Origin of the sequence: Leptolyngbya iicbica LK (genome assembly GCF_004212215.1) — a bacterium.
GTDB lineage: Bacteria > Cyanobacteriota > Cyanobacteriia > Phormidesmidales > Phormidesmidaceae > Halomicronema > Halomicronema iicbica.
This window is the reverse complement of sequence record NZ_QVFV01000005.1, coordinates 257095-273701: the sequence shown is the minus strand read 5'-3', so window position 1 is coordinate 273701 and position 16607 is coordinate 257095. Positions and strand designations below refer to the sequence as shown.

Annotated in this window: 6 protein-coding genes and 1 tRNA gene; 1 reads left to right on the top strand and 6 read right to left on the bottom strand. The window is 57.0% G+C overall.

What is annotated here, in order from left to right; genetic code table 11:
* Positions 1 to 637: 637 nt before the first annotated feature.
* A tRNA-Leu gene (locus DYY88_RS18380) sits at positions 638 to 718 on the bottom strand.
* 576 nt (positions 719 to 1294) lie between these two features.
* On the opposite strand from DYY88_RS18380, the gene DYY88_RS18375 reads away from it, so the two are divergent.
* Positions 1295 to 1918 carry a zinc ribbon domain-containing protein gene (locus DYY88_RS18375; protein ID WP_039728913.1) on the top strand — a complete coding sequence of 208 codons (624 nt, stop codon included), beginning with the start codon at positions 1295 to 1297 and terminating at the stop codon, positions 1916 to 1918.
* A gap of 50 nt (positions 1919 to 1968) precedes the next feature.
* Here DYY88_RS18375 and DYY88_RS18370 read toward each other — a convergent pair whose 3' ends face one another.
* The 5 genes from DYY88_RS18370 to DYY88_RS18350 form a co-directional block, all read right to left on the bottom strand.
* Positions 1969 to 2694 (bottom strand): ABC transporter ATP-binding protein, encoded by a 726-nt coding sequence (locus DYY88_RS18370; protein ID WP_039728914.1) that lies wholly within the window; start codon positions 2692 to 2694, stop codon positions 1969 to 1971.
* A 369-nt stretch (positions 2695 to 3063) separates the two neighbouring features.
* Positions 3064 to 5742, bottom strand: a complete 2679-nt coding sequence (locus DYY88_RS18365) for a CHAT domain-containing protein (RefSeq protein ID WP_039728916.1) — start codon at positions 5740 to 5742, stop codon at positions 3064 to 3066.
* A 79-nt stretch (positions 5743 to 5821) separates the two neighbouring features.
* Positions 5822 to 7648, bottom strand: a complete 1827-nt coding sequence (locus DYY88_RS18360; RefSeq protein ID WP_039728917.1) for a ShlB/FhaC/HecB family hemolysin secretion/activation protein — start codon at positions 7646 to 7648, stop codon at positions 5822 to 5824.
* Between the two features lie 50 nt (positions 7649 to 7698).
* Positions 7699 to 10872 (bottom strand): two-partner secretion domain-containing protein, encoded by a 3174-nt coding sequence (locus DYY88_RS18355; RefSeq protein ID WP_039728919.1) that lies wholly within the window; start codon positions 10870 to 10872, stop codon positions 7699 to 7701.
* A gap of 121 nt (positions 10873 to 10993) precedes the next feature.
* Entirely contained in the window at positions 10994 to 16525 is a 5532-nt protein-coding gene (locus DYY88_RS18350) for a two-partner secretion domain-containing protein (RefSeq protein ID WP_039728921.1), read from the bottom strand.
* Positions 16526 to 16607: the final 82 nt, after the last annotated feature.

The window sequence follows — 16607 nt, the reverse complement described above, 5'->3', positions numbered from 1 at the left end:
CCACCAATGTCAACCTATCTTGAACCGCTACGCCAGTTTCGCCAAGCGATCTACTCCTTTCTGACGACATTAATCTCGGAAGATGTCAAATAAACCCGGATCGTACAGCTCATGAGGGTTGAAACGCTACGAGAACGACTCTAGTGGAGAGTTGAGTGCAGCAGGGCGCAATGAGCCTTGAAGGCTCATGAGGGTTGAAACAGCGCTGTCGCGATGTCTACCAGCGTCTCAAACCGGAGGCGCAATGAGCCTTGAAGGCTCATGAGGGTTGAAACAATCCTGTTATGGAGTATTTAGAGTACATGGCTGAAACTGTATGTGACGCAGCCTTTATAGATAAGTTGCTTGCAAAGCCCCCTCACCTCTAATAAGGCATTCAAGTAAGTTTATCTGTACTAAAATTAGAGTGCATGGGTTGAAATGAGTCTCGCCATCCGTATCCCTTTGCTTCTTGGCATTGGCAAAGGATGGTGGCATCCAAAAGTACATGCCTAGAAATATCCACCACAAGGATCCTGAGTACTTTCGATGACAATAGCTCCGGAAAGCGACACTAATCCTAGATTGATGACAGATAAATCTGGATCGTACAAAAGTGAACGTTTGTCCAACTTATGGGTAAAGTCACATAAATTAATGCGGATGGCGAGACTCGAACTCGCACGGCAAAGCCACACGCCCCTCAAGCGTGCGTGTCTACCAATTCCACCACATCCGCGTGGGAGGTACGGTGCTCAGAGGGATTACAAGAACCGCTCATTTAAAATAGCTTAGATTGGGTCTTTTTCAAGGAAAATTTACGGCAAGTGGCAAAGATTGATGCCCAGTTGTGATGCCTCTGTATTGAGCATCCCTTTAGGACTGGACTCGAAGATCACGGGTGTACCCTGGTTTGACCAACGGAGTCTCACTCGGTTTTCTGTGCAAAGGGCTTGATGGTCGGGAATTTGCTTGAGTGATGTCACAACTAATGCCAACGAAGCTGTCCTGCCTCAGCAGTCGTTAAACCTGGTGTAAGGCAGGTCTGAAGCGGCATGTGGAAGAGAAGGCGGATGACGTGTTGAGGGGGCACAGTTCATGACAGCGGTGACAAGAGGGGGCTGGTCGCGATCGGGGTATGAGCCATCAGCAACGTGTGATGTGGTGGTGTCTTGGGCGGCAGTTCTTTGGCCTGCTGTGGTGGTTTGCAGACAGACCTAACAGTTTTCTAAAGTCTAGGCTGAGGCAGAAATATTGCCGACACAATATAAATAGGCAACGTTGCCTGCACACTCATAATGCAACCCCACCTGTTATGGCTTATACCTGTGAACTCGGCTCTGGACAACGAATTTATTTGGAGAATGTTGGTGAGCATACTGCGGTCACCCTCGCCTCTAGTGGGGCCGGACAGCAGCAACAGTCTGGCAGCCAATTTACGACTGGCGCTTGGACGGCACCGCCAGCCCTGTTTCGGACGCCGCAAGGGGTGGTCATTCAGCTTACGACGGCTCAGGGCAGTCACCATTTACAGTTGCAGGGCAATCAACTCGGTGTCATGTCCCAAAGTCCGGCGTTGGGCAACGCGCAGCAAATGCAGATGAGTGCGGGCGTGGCGATGCCGGGCAACACGATGCCGCCCATGCAGCCGATGGGGTCTGCTCAACCGATGCAGCCCATGCAGCCGATGCAGCCCATGGAACCGATGCAGCCCATGCAGCCCATGCAGCCGATGAAAATGGGCAACATGGAAATGAATGCCAGCCCCATGCAAATGCGGATGGGCAATATGGAAATGCAAATGGGGAATGCCGCGTCGAGTCATACTGCTAGCAGTGCAGCCAGTGCTGGTAAAGCTAAGTTTTGCAGTCAGTGTGGCACTCCGGTGCAGCCTAGCGATCGCTTTTGTGCCAACTGCGGCCACCAACTGCATACGTAGACCTGGCAACGGTCGAGTCTTGGCGGTGAGGGGGAGGTCACTCAGCCTGATTACCACTCCAATAATTCTGCGCCGACGGGGTGGTCATTATGTTCGATGCTGCTAATTTGGCCGCTGCCCATGTGAATGACCCGGTTGGCCATGGCTGCAACCCCGGCATTGTGGGTGATGACGACGGTTGTGGTGCCAAATTCTTGGTTCACCTCTTGCAGCGCGCCGAGAACCAGCTTGCCAGTGCGGTAATCGAGGGCGCCGGTGGGTTCGTCACAGAGCAGCACTTCGGGCCGTTTGGCGATCGCTCTGGCAATGGCGACTCGTTGCTGTTCGCCCCCCGAGAGTTGGGCGGGGAAGTGGTTGAGGCGATTGCTGAGGCCCACAATCGCCAGTGCTTTTTCAGGACTGAGGGGGCGACTGGCGATTTCGGTCACGAGTCCGACGTTTTCTCGGGCGGTGAGGCTGGGAATTAAGTTGTAGAACTGAAATATGAAGCCAATTGAGGCGCGGCGAAATTGTGTCAGCTCGCGATCGTTGGCGTGGGTAAGGTTATGACCGCGAAAGATGAGTTGGCCGCTGGTGGGGATGTCGAGGCCGCCGAGGATATTCAGCAGGGTGGATTTGCCGCTGCCGGAAGGGCCAAGCAATACCGCAAATTCGCCTTCGTATAAATCGAGATCAACTGATTGCAGAGCCCGAACGGCGACCTCGCCCATTTGGTAGGTCTTCGTTAGCTTTTCGGCATGAAAAACAACGGGTTGATCGTTAGATAAAGCCACCATAGAGCCACTATAGCAGCCGTAAAAAGAGGGTTGGATGAGGGACGAGCGGTTCTATCGCAATCCGTAGTTAGGGGGCCGAGAGCCCAAAAGTTAAAAGTATGGGCATTGAATCGAAGTGTGGACAGCCGTCACGGCTGTCCTGGGGCAGGCAAGATGCCTGCCTCACAAAACTTGGATTGGATAGAATCCTGCTTCTCAATCTAAGACCCCCGTTTTTCCGCCAAAGAGATGAACGGAGCTATCTGCGCAACGCTTATGACATTAGGAATCACCGTTGGCGACGGGGCGGCGATCGCTCATCTCAGGGGGACTCTAAGCCAGAAAGTAAGGGACCTTCTGTAAAGCCCGTATGGGCCATCATCCACGCCGCTAGCGCCAGCTACCGACTAAGACATAGGGCGCCCAGAACCGAGGACGTCCGGGATAGCGATCGAGCAGGGCGACTTGCGCCCGACGCAGGGCTTCGGCGCGGCTCACCCCTGGTTTGGCGAGTTCGGCATAGAGCGTTTCGGTAAAGAGGACGCTGGCGTTGTCATCCACACTCCAGAGGGTGGCGATCGCGCTGCGGGCACCGGATTGCACCATTGCGCCAGCAATGCCGAGCACTTCGCGACTATCGCCCGTGGCGGTTTTGCAGGCACTGAGAATCAGCATTTCGAGCTGGGTATCGGCTTGCCGACGACTTTTGAAAATTTGGCCCAGGGTATCGATGTTGAGCCGTCCGTCGGCAGAGAGGATATAGGTGTTTTGGCGATCGCTACCGAATTGCCCGTGAGTCGCCAAATGCACAATATTGAAATCGGTCGATTGGAGTTCACTGGTGAGGGCTGGGCGGGTAAAGGCGTCATCTTGCAGAGCCGTGACGGCCATGTTGGTGTCCTGAATAATGCCCAGTTCTACTGTCACCCCGGGCAGCACGTCATAAAATCGCGCTTCCTCAGGGGGAGGCGTTTCGAGGGAAGCGGCCAAGACCTTGACCTGCTCACGGGGGGGCAAGACTTCGGGGTCGCGGACTTCCAACCCTAGAACGAGGGAGATGGCGTACTTTCTGACTAAAAAGTCGTCATCGTCGTGCAGGGTCGTCATGGGGATGAGTCGCAGGTTGCCGTCGAGGACGAAAATCAGCGTTTTGATGTCGTCGGGGGCGAGTAAGCCTTGCTCGGCGGCGGGGCGCAGTAGCCAATCGTAAAGGGTTTGGCCACTAGCCTTGACGTTGCTGCCCCGAGTGAGTTGGCTGCGATAATCAGCCAGCAAATTGTTGACAGTGGCGCGGGAGGCGGGGGCTGAGTAGTGAATTAGGTCAGACCGCTGGGGTAGTTTCATGACCACTTCTAAGCGATCGTCCAGCAAGATGGCATACAGCACGGCGGCGGTGGTGTCTTCTTCGTTCACCACTTCGTCAATGCTGACGGTGTTGTCGATGCAGGCGGCCTGAAAGAAGTTTTCCAGTTCGGCCACTTGCAGCGCCTCCATGACATCGCGGGCCTGGCGCAAGCGAGCTTGATCGTCATCTGAGGAACCGTTTTGCTTATTGGCTTTAAGCTGGGCAATTTCCGTAATCTCGGGCACCGGATCAACGAGCAGTTGCACCAGTTCCCGATAAATGGGTTCCACACTTTCGCGAAACGAAAACTGCACATCCGGGTTAGCCGTGACCAGATCGCTGCGAATGGTTTTGAGGGTTTCAAACGCCTGGGTGTAAGCCGCGATCGCCCCCGGTTCTTGGTCTTCCGCTTTTAAGATGCGCCCGAGCTGCCATTCCCACTGATAGCGCAGGTCATCGGCCCGCACCTCTTGGGCCAAGACCAGCGCTTGACGAGACAGGTCTTCGGCATCGGGCCACTGCTGTGCGAGTTCATAAATGTGCCCGAGAGTGCCTAACACCAAGGACTGACTGCGAGCGTCTCCCAAGGCTTGAGCCTGGGTTTGGGCAGGGGCCAACAAGGTGGCAATTTCCCGCCAGCTGGGGGCGTTCGGGGCGTTGTTTTCGCGCAGCAAAATCAGGTTTTTAGCCAGACCGACATAGGCGAGCACCGTCGAGCGGCCCGGAGACAGTTTGGGTAAAAAGCCCTTCAGGTCTGGATAGAGGCGGCGCAGGGCGAGATCCCACTGGGGCAGGCTGGGGCTGACTAACAGCCGCATGAAGTTGAGGTTGGCTTGAATGCTCAATTCGCCAGTATCAAGCTGAGCCACCTGCTGGTAGTAGTTCAGCGCCTGCCGAATGTGGTTGTTGGCGTCTTCTAGCCGTTTATCTTCAAACGCAATATTAAATTTGCCCTGTTCGAGATTGCCTAAGCTGAGGTTGCTGGCTGCCATCAGGGTGGGCTCTTGCAGCTGTTCCGCCAGTTGCAGGCTGGTTTGCAGTTGCGTTTCGGCCTGGTCTAAGTTGCCGGTGGCGCGGAGACTGTCACCCAGCTGCCGCAAAATGGTGACCTTGGTGGGCGAGTCGGGCTGGTTATTGACGGTGTCGGCCAGATCGGTCAAGGTGCTCAGCACTTGCTGAAATAATCCCTGGGCCTGTAATGCTTGGGCTTGGTGGAGACGGCTGAGCACATAGCGTTGGGAGTCGCCTAGCTGGTCATACAAATCGGCGGTTTGCTGCCAAGCGGTCAGGGCGGGATTTAACTGGCCGGTGGCAAAGTAAAGTTGGCCTTGGACATCCAGCATTTGGGCCTGCACGGGCACGGGCACGGATTGATTATCCAGTAAGGTCCAGGCTTGTTGGAGGGCACTGGTGGCGGCTTCCCATTGGCCCAACTGTTGGTAGGTCAGGGAAAGGTTGCTGAGGGCGATCGCCGCTTTGACGCGGTCTCCTTGAGCCACATATTGCTGTTGCGCCTGTTGCAGCAGGTCGATGGCGGTTTGATATTGCCCTTGCTGATAGGCGGTTTGGGCCTGCTGCTCTAAGGTGGTGCTGGCTTGGGCCACCAGCCTGTGAGGGGCCGGGTCTGATGCTGCGAGGTGAGCGATCGCGGGTCGCCCCACCACGCACAGGATCAGGACCACGAGACTGAGTAACCCGTATTGCCATCGTTGCCGCTTGCCCATCGTGACCTGTCCTCGATGTAACTGAAAGAGTGAACTGAGTAACCGTCTGTGCTCTGTCTCTGTAACCCCAACCCGGTGGTTAAAAGAAGGGTAAATCTAGCGTGAAATAGAGGCCCTGTTCTTGGAGGGTGTTGTCGCTGCCGTCGCGTTGTAGCAGGGGAATGCCCCAGTCGAGCCGAAAGGTCGCATCGCGAACCTGGAGTAACAGGCCAGCCCCGACACTCAGCAGGGTGTTATCGGCGGGATCGGCTTCGCGAGTGTTCCAGCCGTGGCCGCCATCAATAAACGGGGTGATTTGCAGCAGAGCGGTTTGCGTATCGCTTTGCCACACGGGGATGCGGGCTTCGACTGAGAGCGCCGCACCGTTATCGGTCAGCAACTCATCTTGACGGTAGCCGCGCACGGTGGCTTGGCCGCCCAGACCATAGCGCTCTAGGGTCAGCAGGGCGTCGGGGGTGAGTTGCAAACTGCCTCTCACAATCAGCGGTGTATCGGGCGCTAACAGGCGGACCCATTGCGCCTGCCCCAGCCAGGAAAAAAATTCGCTATCGGGGGTGTCGCCGTCGTTGATGGTGGCCCCAAACGCATCGACTCCCAGATTGAATTGCGATCGCACGGCAAACACCTGCTGGGGACTGCGGCGCGTCCAACCCTGGAAAAATCGTACGGCACTGACGCGGGTACGACCGTCTTCATCGGCCCCGGCAGAGAGGGGAAAGCCGCCAATATCATCAATGCCGAGAAAGGTTTGGGTGCGCTGATGGGAACCGATCAGGCCGAGCACGACTTCTTCGGTGGGGGTCTGCACGAGGGGATGCTGCACTGTCAGCTCAAAGACTGACGCCTCGGATGAGGCTTCGAGAATGTCGAAGGGCGACTCAATCACGTCGCTATGGGTCGTGCTGTAATAGGCGGTCACCAGCGTGTTGTAGGGACTCACGGGCAGAGAGTAGGCCAGGTCTAAGTCTTGGCTGCCCTCGGTAAAAGACGTGCTGAGGGAGAGGGTATCGCCGTAGCCGGTCACGTTGCCCTCGTTGGCCCGCAGTTGATGGCGAATGCTGCCCACGCTGGGGGAGCGGTTGTTGTCGAGGGTGTAGCCCATGCGAAAGCTGTCGGCCTCGGTGACGGTGACCACCAGGCGGTTGGTGCCAGGCACGGTGCCCGCTTGCAAGTCTGCCGAGATGGTCTCAATCAGGGGGTTGAGCTGTAAGAGCTGGAGCTGTCGCAAGAGGTCGTCAATCTGGAGAGGGGCTTGGGCACCGAGGCCGAGGCGACTGCTGACATAAGCGGGGTGCAGCCGCCGGGTGCCTTCGATGTCGATATCTTCGACGCTGCCCTCAATGATTTGAATTTCGACAATGCCGTCTTGTAGCGGTTGGGGCGGCACGATCGCTCCTGAGGTCAAATACCCGTCTTCGCGATATTGGGCAGTGATGGCATCTCGGACTGTTAAGAGGTCGTCGAAGGTAATGGGGCGATCGACATACTGAGCAAACTCGTCGGCAAAGTCGGCGTCGGTATAGACGGTGCTGCCCACGAGGGTAAATTGCTGCACGGTAAAGGTGATTTCGTCGCCGGGCAGCGGTAGCTCGGGGGGTGGGGCGGGGGTGAAATCTGGGCCCAGTAGCTCTTCGGGGGCGGGCAGCGGGGCGGGCGGCGCAATGTCAGGCAGGGGCTCCAGACTGGGGGAAGTGCCGGGGCGATTGGGAGATGTGACTTGGGCGACCGGCTCAGGAGCCGGTGGCACCAAGGGCAGCGCTTGGGCCATGTCCGCAGGCCCGCCCAACCAGCAGCCGACGGTGACGCCAGCCAGCAGCGGCCAATATTGGGGGCGAGGGGAAAGCGAAAATTGAGTAGCAGGCGATCGCCCGATTAAGGGCTGAGATGACAAAGCAGGCAGCGACATTAGCGAAACTCACATCAAGGTAGATAGCGGAAACTGAGGGGAACACAAATTTAGCGAAGCGACACCACATCCTCCGTTAAGGGAGCGCGGCGACACAGGTTGGGAGGCACGCCAGCTAAACCAGGGGCGATCGCCCCGCCCGCTGCCGCCAGGTAAGGCTGCCCTGCGGCATCCAAAGCGACGCCTTGCGCTTCGATCAGCGGTGCATGTGCGGATGGGGTGGGGGGTGCGATCGTTGACTCTCCCTCAGCCGCCGTCACCCAGGGCACACTCACCCCGGCGGCATCTAACGGACGGCGATCGCTGAGGGGCAAGCCGCCGCGCCCAGTCAGGACGAAACGCCCATCGCCACAGCCTGCTATGACTTGCAGACTCTGGAGTGCTTCTTGATCGCGGTCAGTAAAGCGAACGACAGTATCTTCGTCTGACCTGACCGAGTCTTGGCGTGCAAAGGTCAGTGTAGCGATTGACCTAGCAGAGTCTTGGCGTGCCAGGGTCAGTATCGCTACCGTTGACAGGGTAGGGGTGTCGGGGCTTGTACTAGAAGCCCCAAATTCAAACGCCCCGATATCGCGAACGCCAATGGCTAAAACTCCCCGTTGATCGGCAGCCGTTGCTCCCGCCCCGGCGGCATTTATCGCCGGGCTGCCTGGCAGCAACGCATGAGTTTGGGTCGGGCCGCCGTTATCAGCCAGCGGCCCCAATCGCGGGTCAATATCGCGGAGATCGCTATCGACTAAGCCGATGACCCCTGCCGAGTTGCCGATGAGGTTAAAGCCAAAGCTCCACACCGTACCAGAGAAATCAGGGCCAGTCCCAGCGGTATTGATCGCAATGAGGCTGTTGACGAGTTCGACATTTCCTCCGTCATTATTGATGCCTCCGCCGTTGTTGGTTGCCGAATTGCCGCTGAGGGTGGCGTTAGTGAGGCTCACCGTACCGCCAAGGGTGTAGATACCGCCGCCATCACTATTTAATGCCGAATTGCCACTGAGGGTGGCGTTGGTGAGGCTCACCCTACCGCCGACGTTCCTGATGCCGCCGCCATCATCGTTTAATGCCGAATTGCCGCTGAGGGTGGCGTTGGTGAGGCTCACCGTACCGCCGGTGATATTCGAGATGCCACCGCCTCTTTCTGCCGAATTGCCACTGAGGGTAGCGTTGGTGAGGTTCACCGTACCGCTGTTCCAGATGCCGCCGCCAATGTCGGTTGCCGAATTGCCGCTGAGGATAGTGTTGGTGAGGTTCATCGTACCGCCGTTCCTAATGCCGCCGCCGCTGCGGGTTGCCGAATTGCCGCTGAGGATAGTGTTGGCAAGGCTCAGTGTGCCAAAGTTCAAGATGCCGCCGCCGTCGACAGTTGCCGAATTACCGCTGAGGGTGGTGTCGGTGACGCTCAGCGTGCCCGTGCCGTTATTCGAGATGCCGCCGCCTCTTTCTGCCGAATTGCCACTGAGGATAGTGTTGGTGACGCTCACCGTGCTCGTGCCGCCGTTCCTGATGCCGCCGCCGTCGCTGTTTGCCGAATTGCCGCTGAGGGTGACGTTGGTGATATCTAGCGTGCCCTCGTTCCAGATGCCGCCGCCGTCGCTGTTTGCCGAATTACCGCTGAGGGTGGCGTTGATGAGGCTCACCGTACCAGAGTTATAAATGCCGCCACCGTCATCAAAGCCGCCGCCTTCTGCCGAATTGTCGCTGAGGGTGGCGTTGGTGAAGTTCACCGTGCCCAAGTTGTAGATGCCGCCGCCGTCGCGTGCCGAATTGCCGCTGAGGGTGGCGTTGGTGAGGCTTACCGTGCCGCTATTAAAGATGCCGCCGCCGTTGTCCGCCGAATTTCCCTTCGTGATGGTTAAACCATTGAGACTCGCCGTAACCCCACCATTCACCTGGAGCACCCGGTGAGCATCGTTACCGTCCAGGAGGGTGTTGCCTGCCCCCGCGCCATTTAAGGTGACATCACGGGTCAAGAGAATCTCCTGGCCTTCCTGGTAGGTGCCTGCGGCCAGGTTCACTGTCCCGCCATCTGCGGCCACATCCACCCCATTCTGGACAATTCCAGCATCGGTAACAGTCACGTTAACGGTGGTGCCGTCCCCCAACAGCGTTTGGGCTGCCCCCAGCTGAATCGGCGCATTCAGATTAATGGTCAGGGCATTATCGCCATTCTCGTCATCCAGGGTCAGGGTGTTGGCATTGCCCTGGGCACTGCTATCGATCGCCGCATTGATGTTGATAATTTCCGAAGCACTGACGATCGCATTGCCGCCCAACAGCGTAGCGACGATGGTGGCGGCTTCCGGCGCGTTGATATCCAAGGTGGGCGGGTCGAAGAGAGCCTGACCGCCTCCGGTCGCGTCCACGTCTATCCCCAAGGTCAGATTTTGGGTCGCATAAACTTGCAGGTCGCCGCCCCTCTCCGTCCCAGAAATATCAATCAAGCCAGAAGAGAGTGCTGCTTCTGCCGCCCTGATCACCACCTGGCCGCCCTGGATGCCTGAGACATCGACGGTCGCCGCATCCACCAGATTCACTTGATTGCCAGCCAGCTGGATTGTGCCTTCTGCCGCCGTTAGCGCCCCTCGGCTCAAAACGGTATCGCCCCACAGCGTCAGGCTGGCTCCCGCTCCGACAGTCAGAATGCCTTCATTGGTCACATTTCCCTGGGGTTGGTCATTAAACTGCACCCCCAGCGGCACACTGACGCTGAGCAATTCATCCCCCGTCGGCACCGCGCTAAACTCACTGCCGTCGGCAAAGGTAAAGCTGCTGCCCGTGCTGGTGATAAACGAGCCGCCAATATCCAGCCGCGCATTCGGTCCAAAGATGACGCCGTTGGGATTGAGCAAAAACAAGTTTGCCGCGCCATCGACCCCCAGCAATCCATCAATATTCGAGCCATTGCCCCCCGTCACCCGCGTCAAAATATTCTCGATATTCACCGGGTTGGCGAAATACACCGCCTGCTCCGTGCCCACATTAAAGTCTTGAAAACTGTGGAAGAGATTGCTGCCCCGCGCCGCGCCCCCTTCGATCAGGTCAGCATTTCCTCCGGGCAGCACCCCATTGGGCACCACGACCGAGCTTTCGACCCCCAGCGTATCGTCGGGAATGAGTTGAGCCTGAGCCGGGGCGAGCAGCGTGAAACTACTGACAAAGGAAGCCAACATGCCAGCCGTGAAGCAGCGAGCAACCGGTAGAGAGACGTTATAGCGATCGCGATACATTCATGGCTCTCCTTTAAGTAAAAGAACCGAAAAAATATTTCCGTAATTCTACTGTGGTTCCTCAAAAACTGGTGATATCACACCATACACAAAGCCATATAAATTTACATTTGGCGTCGACTTAGTGCGATCGCGTCGGTTGGACAGTGCAAGTGGTAGCGGTGGGTAAGCCCGCCTGGTAGATTGCCCAATCCTCAGCTGTGGCTGCCAAGTAAGGCTGCCCAGCCGCATCTAAGGCGACGCCTTGCGCTTCAATCAAGACCGCATTTGTGACGGGAGAATTGGTAGGGGCGATCGCGATCGTTGACTCCCCCTCAGTCGCCGTCACCCAGGGCACGCTCACCCCATTCGCCATGAGCGGATCGCTGGCGCCCGGTGGCAGTCCGCCGCGCCCGGTGACCACAAACTCGCTGCCGTCGTCAGTGTTGCCGAGACCACACCCCGGCGTAACTTGATCTGCGCGGTCTTCCAGGTTCAAGGGCAATTCGGTCAGGCCCTGGCTGGGGTCGAGGGCCAGAGTGTCGATCGCAATGTCACCGGGCAAGCCGATCTCAGAACTGGCGCTGATGTCGTTGGTATTATTGCCCCGCAGTCGCGAGACATTGGCATCGTCTTGCAGGGTAAAGCCAAACAGTCGCAGCGCACTAATGTTGATGTTGCCGCCTCTGCCCCTCACCGCATTAGCAATAATGTCGTTGTTTTGTCCCGGCAGGGCAATCAAAAAGCCGTCGCTGAGAGTGAGGGTGACGTTGCCCCCATCCCCTGCGTTGGGATTGCTGGAGGTGGCGTTGATGTAGCTGCCGCCGCGCATCACCAGACTGCCATTTTCCACATCAATGTTGATGTTGCCCCCACCCTGGCGAGACTCACTGTTTGCCGAGAGTTCGATGCCGTCGCGCAGTCGCAGGAGTTCCGATGCGCGGACGTTTAGGTTGCCCGCTTGACCGCTATTGGCTCCCGTTGCTTCGACGGTGAGGCGACCGTCGCCACCGATTGTGAGGGGACTGTTGCCCGTGACGGTGAGATTGCCCCCGGTGGCAGTACTGGCCGTGGCGGCCCGAATCTGACTGCCGTTATTGAGGGTCAGAAGCGACGTCCTAATATCAATATCGCCACCGCGCCCAGCGGTGCGATTGGCAATTAGTGCCGCTTGTTGAGCTGCCGTTAAGCCCTCTGGAAACTCGGTGGAAGCGGAGACTTCAATGCCGTTCAGGGTGATTTGGGGAGCGGTGAGGGCGATCGCCCCCGCATCGCCAGCCGTGTTGGTTTCGACCTGGATGCTACCAGGCCCAGAGAGATTAAGGGCTGCCGGGGCACTGAGGCTAATTCGTCCACTGTTGCCGGTTACTAATGACCCATCAGTGCCAGCCCGACTGGGTAGAGTAGAACTGGAAATCGTGCTGCGATCGCCCAGTTGAATATCTAAGGTCTGTCCACTGCCGAAGGGTTGCAGGGTGATGTCGCCCGCTGGTCCATCGCGAAGGGTTTCAGCTGAGATTTCTCCCCCATTTTGCAGGGTGATACTGGGGGTATTGATGGTGATATCACCAGAGGGAATGCCAGAGCGGGTTTGAGTGCTAATGCCGCTGCTCACCAGTGAATCATCAACCAGTGAGACGTTGAGCGTGTAATCAATTTCAGCGAAAGGCGAGAAGAATGGATTTGAGAATTCAGATATGACTTCAATGACATAAGTGCCGGGGCGATCGAAAATATACGTGAGATAGGCATCATCAGACGTTGTACTTCCCCCTGCTCCTAACGTTGTTGGCGCACTGGCATTCTCGGCAACTGGAGTGAAGATCAGAGTATCAAAGTTGCCGATGCCATCAAACCGCTGCAGTGAGAGATCGACATCCAATAAGTTCAGCTCATCGATGACTTCAGAGGCTCCAAAAATTTTCGTCTTGGGAGTATCTACATCGAGAATAATCTGAGTACCCACCGACTCAATGTCAATAGAGTAGTAGTGGCGTGTAGAGCAGCAGGAAATACTGCTGCTGGAGTTAACGCTCACGAAGGGGATATCTTGGGGAAACAAGACGTTAGGGGCGGTTTGAACATTGGGCAATAGCGCGAAGGCCTCATCTAGCGGCTGAGGCGTAGAGCGGTCAGTGCTGTTAATTGAGACCAGGTTCGGATTGGTACTGACCTGCACTGGCTGATTAATGGCCCCTGTACCGATGATCTCCACTCCGTTGGCGGCATTAATCGTGATGTTGCCGGAGCGACTGCTGGACGTATTCGGGACTCCCAGTGCGACGGCAGTGCTCACGAGACTATTGCCCTCTAGCCGCAACTGACCCGCCGAATCTAGCCGGATATTGCCGGGATTACCTTGCTGTGCTGCCAGACTAAAGATGCTGCTGTCGATGAGGACAATGTCGCCCTGCGTGGTCACCAGTTGCACATCGCCCGCATCCCCGAAGCCAAAGGTGGCCGTATTCAGGAAGGAAAAGTCCCTTAGCTCAATGTCAGCTGCAGTGATGCGAATGGTGCCGCCGCCACCACTGCCCTCAGCACTAGCCAATCGACCAGAAAGTAGACGGCTACTCGTAATTCGGGCCTGATTGCTGGCATTGATGGTGATGTCGCCCGCCGTCCCCGAGCCGCCAACCGTAGTGGATAGTTCATTGTTGGTGAGTTGAACGGTGGTTCCCGCAACTCGAATATCGCCCCCATTGCCCTCGCCCCCGGCGGCATTGCTGTTGAGGTTGATGCCAGACCCCAAGGTGACTGTGCCAGCGGGGCTAGAAATCGTAATATCGCCCCCCTCGCCAAACTCACCACCAGCGAAATTGGTGGACGTCTGTGAGTCGATGCTGGCATTATCCATAATCGTGATGTCACCGCTCTCACTAGTGATGCTGATGTTGCCGCCATGCCCAGCGTTACGAGCCGCATCAAAAGAAAACGCAGACGCCCTCGAGTCCAAAGAACTGTTCCCGCTCAGCATGATGTTGCCGGTGGTGGTGGATAGCGAAATGGCACCGCCGTTGCCAGCATCACTCTCCGATGATCTGGATGCGGTATCGATAAATGACCTGTCACTGAGGCGGATATTGCCCGTTGTCGTCGATAGCCGGACGGCACCGCCATCGCCCGCCTGACCCAGACGAGACGCCGAATAACTCCAAATCCGAGAGAGGTTATTTAAGGTAATGTCGCCGCCATCGGTAGAAGCAATGGTCACCGTGCCGCCAGGGCTGCTTTGGTTGGGGGCGTCGTTCATGGCAAAGATGGCCGAGTTTTCCAGCGTAATATTGCCGGTGCTAGTGGTGAGGGAAACATTACCAGCTGGCCCGGTATTGGCTTGTGGCCCTGCATCAAATGCATCTGATTCAGAAGATAGGGGGGAATTCGTCAGGCGAATATTCCCGCTGGTTGTACTGAATGAAATGGCTCCGCCCGCTTGGGCGCTCCCCCCCTGAAAATCGTCCGAAGCTGAGCCACTAAATACGCCCGCATTATTGAGTTGGATATCGCCTGCTCGAGTGCTGAAGGATACCGCCCCCCCATTGCCGGCATTGCCGCCGAAGGACTGAGAGCCCGATCGCACCGGGCGATTCAGAATAATATCCCCTTGCCCTGTGACTCCTCGCCCCGCCGATAGGGAAATATTGCCACCGTTGCCACTATTCCCAGTAACAGTTCTAGAGTAGGAGTCCAAATAGAAACCGGTGATACTGCCCGCGGCCTCCAGAATGATGGGGCCACCATCTCCCCCAGTAAAGTTCGAGGTGTCGATGCTGTCGAACAAGATGCTGCCAGGGGGTAGCAAAACACCGGAGAATGGGTTGGTGATAGTTCCATTATCAAAGGTGGTGCCCCCTGCTACTTGGGGCACGTTGGGGTTGTCGACCTGGGGCACCCCAGCTCGCAAGATCACCGCCTGGCTACTGGCCAGTAAATCTTCATCACTTCCAGAACCATCGGCGACAAACCGGGTGTTGGGACCCACAATTTCAATATCCCCAGCTTGAATACTGCCGGTAGCGATAACTTTCAGAGCGGTTCCTCGGTAATCGCCAAAGATGATATCGCCGATGGCGGCGATCACCGGGGCATTGAAGTCCGTTAAATTGGCTGGGGTGCCATCTAAGCGGAGAAACTGGAGGTTGCCACCACTGTCAAAAAATGTAGTGTCGGCCGCGATCGCCCCATCGCTAATTAGGGTCATGTCGCCCCCACTAACCAACGGCACTGGAGCCGACTGCACAGTAAAAACCGTAATCCCCTGATTGCCCTGAATGGTGAGATCGTTCGTTGCATTCGCCGCAAATGGTTTCGTCTCCGTGCCATTGAACGTCACGGTTTCAGTCGCTCCCAAGGTCAGGTTATTCCCCGCATTTAATGATCCAGATAGGCTTAAGGTATTGCCCACCAACGTCAGGTTATTGCCTGCACTAGACTGCTCAAATAAGTCTAAGGTGTTACCCAACAACGTTAAATCTTGTCCAGCGGACAAGATCGGTCGAGCAAAGTTGATAATGTCACCGTTGAATGGGCCATTGTTGTCATTAAACTGCACTCCTAAGGGCACGCTCAAGGTCAGCAAGTCGCCGCCGGGAACAGGGGCAGCGTTGAATTCGCCCCCATCGGCAAACGTAAAGCGACTGCCTGTGCTGGCGGTAAACGAACCGCTAATATCCAGCCGTGCCCCCGAGTCGAAAGTGATGCCGTTGGGATTGAGCAGAAAGAGGTTAGCAGGACCTTCGACCCCTAAGGTGCCGCTAATAAAAGAAGACTCACCACCGGTTACCCGCGCAAAAATGTTTTCAATGTTGACAGGATTGGCGAAGTAGACACCGAAGAAACCAACCCCGAATCTTTCGAAGCTGTGAAAGAGGTTGCTGCCGCGAGTTGCGCCACCTTCAATGCGGTAGAAATCTTGACCGTTAGGTGGCTCAACAAAATTTACAACAGAGCTTTCGGCCCCCAGGGTGTTGTCGGGCACAGTGAGTTGGGCTAATTGAAGCGATCGCGGCTCCGATGCCAGTTCTGCCGCATCCTCCCAGTCATCTTGTGGCATCGTCCCCGGCTCCCACACCCGAGGCGGTGAGAACTGAGTCAGCTCCGAGGCTGGATCGCTGCTGGCCGCTGGGACTTCAGCCTGTGGGGTGGCGGGGGTTAGAGAGTCAGTGGCAGGGGCGATCGCCTCAGGCGGGCGGGCTGTCGTCGCGGAATCTGGAGCTTGGGGATTCACAGGGGCGATCGCTTCTACTTCCAGTGGCGCAACTGTTGTCACCGGAGTCGGCTCTGGCGGAACAGTCGCTTCACCCTCTGAGAACTCATGGCTGGGGGGAGCGATCGCCTCTGCTTCCATCAGGGAAGGTAATGCCTCCACCGCTGTAGGGGGCGGCGACACGGGAGTGGAAAACTGCACCGTCGGGGCGAAGACGGGGGCGACGGGAATGGGATCCGTTGCGGGAATCGTCAAGTCCAGTTCGGCCTCGTCTGGCTGCACCGGGGTTGCGGAGTCAGGCAACCAGTCAGGCATCGGGAGTTCCCCGGTGGCGGCGGGACTAGACTGAGCTCCCAAGCTGCCGAGCCAGAGTACGGAAGTGAGAGAAAGCCAGGCTTTGGTCTGGGCAGAGTAGCGGGTGGAGCCCTGGAGCCAGGCCCAAGCGTAACAGCGGCGATCGCGATGCATTGACCCTACCCTGATAAAGGAACCTGAAACGGCAGCAGCAGTTTGAATTCCGTAATTTTACTGCCACTCACCAAGTAGTCGG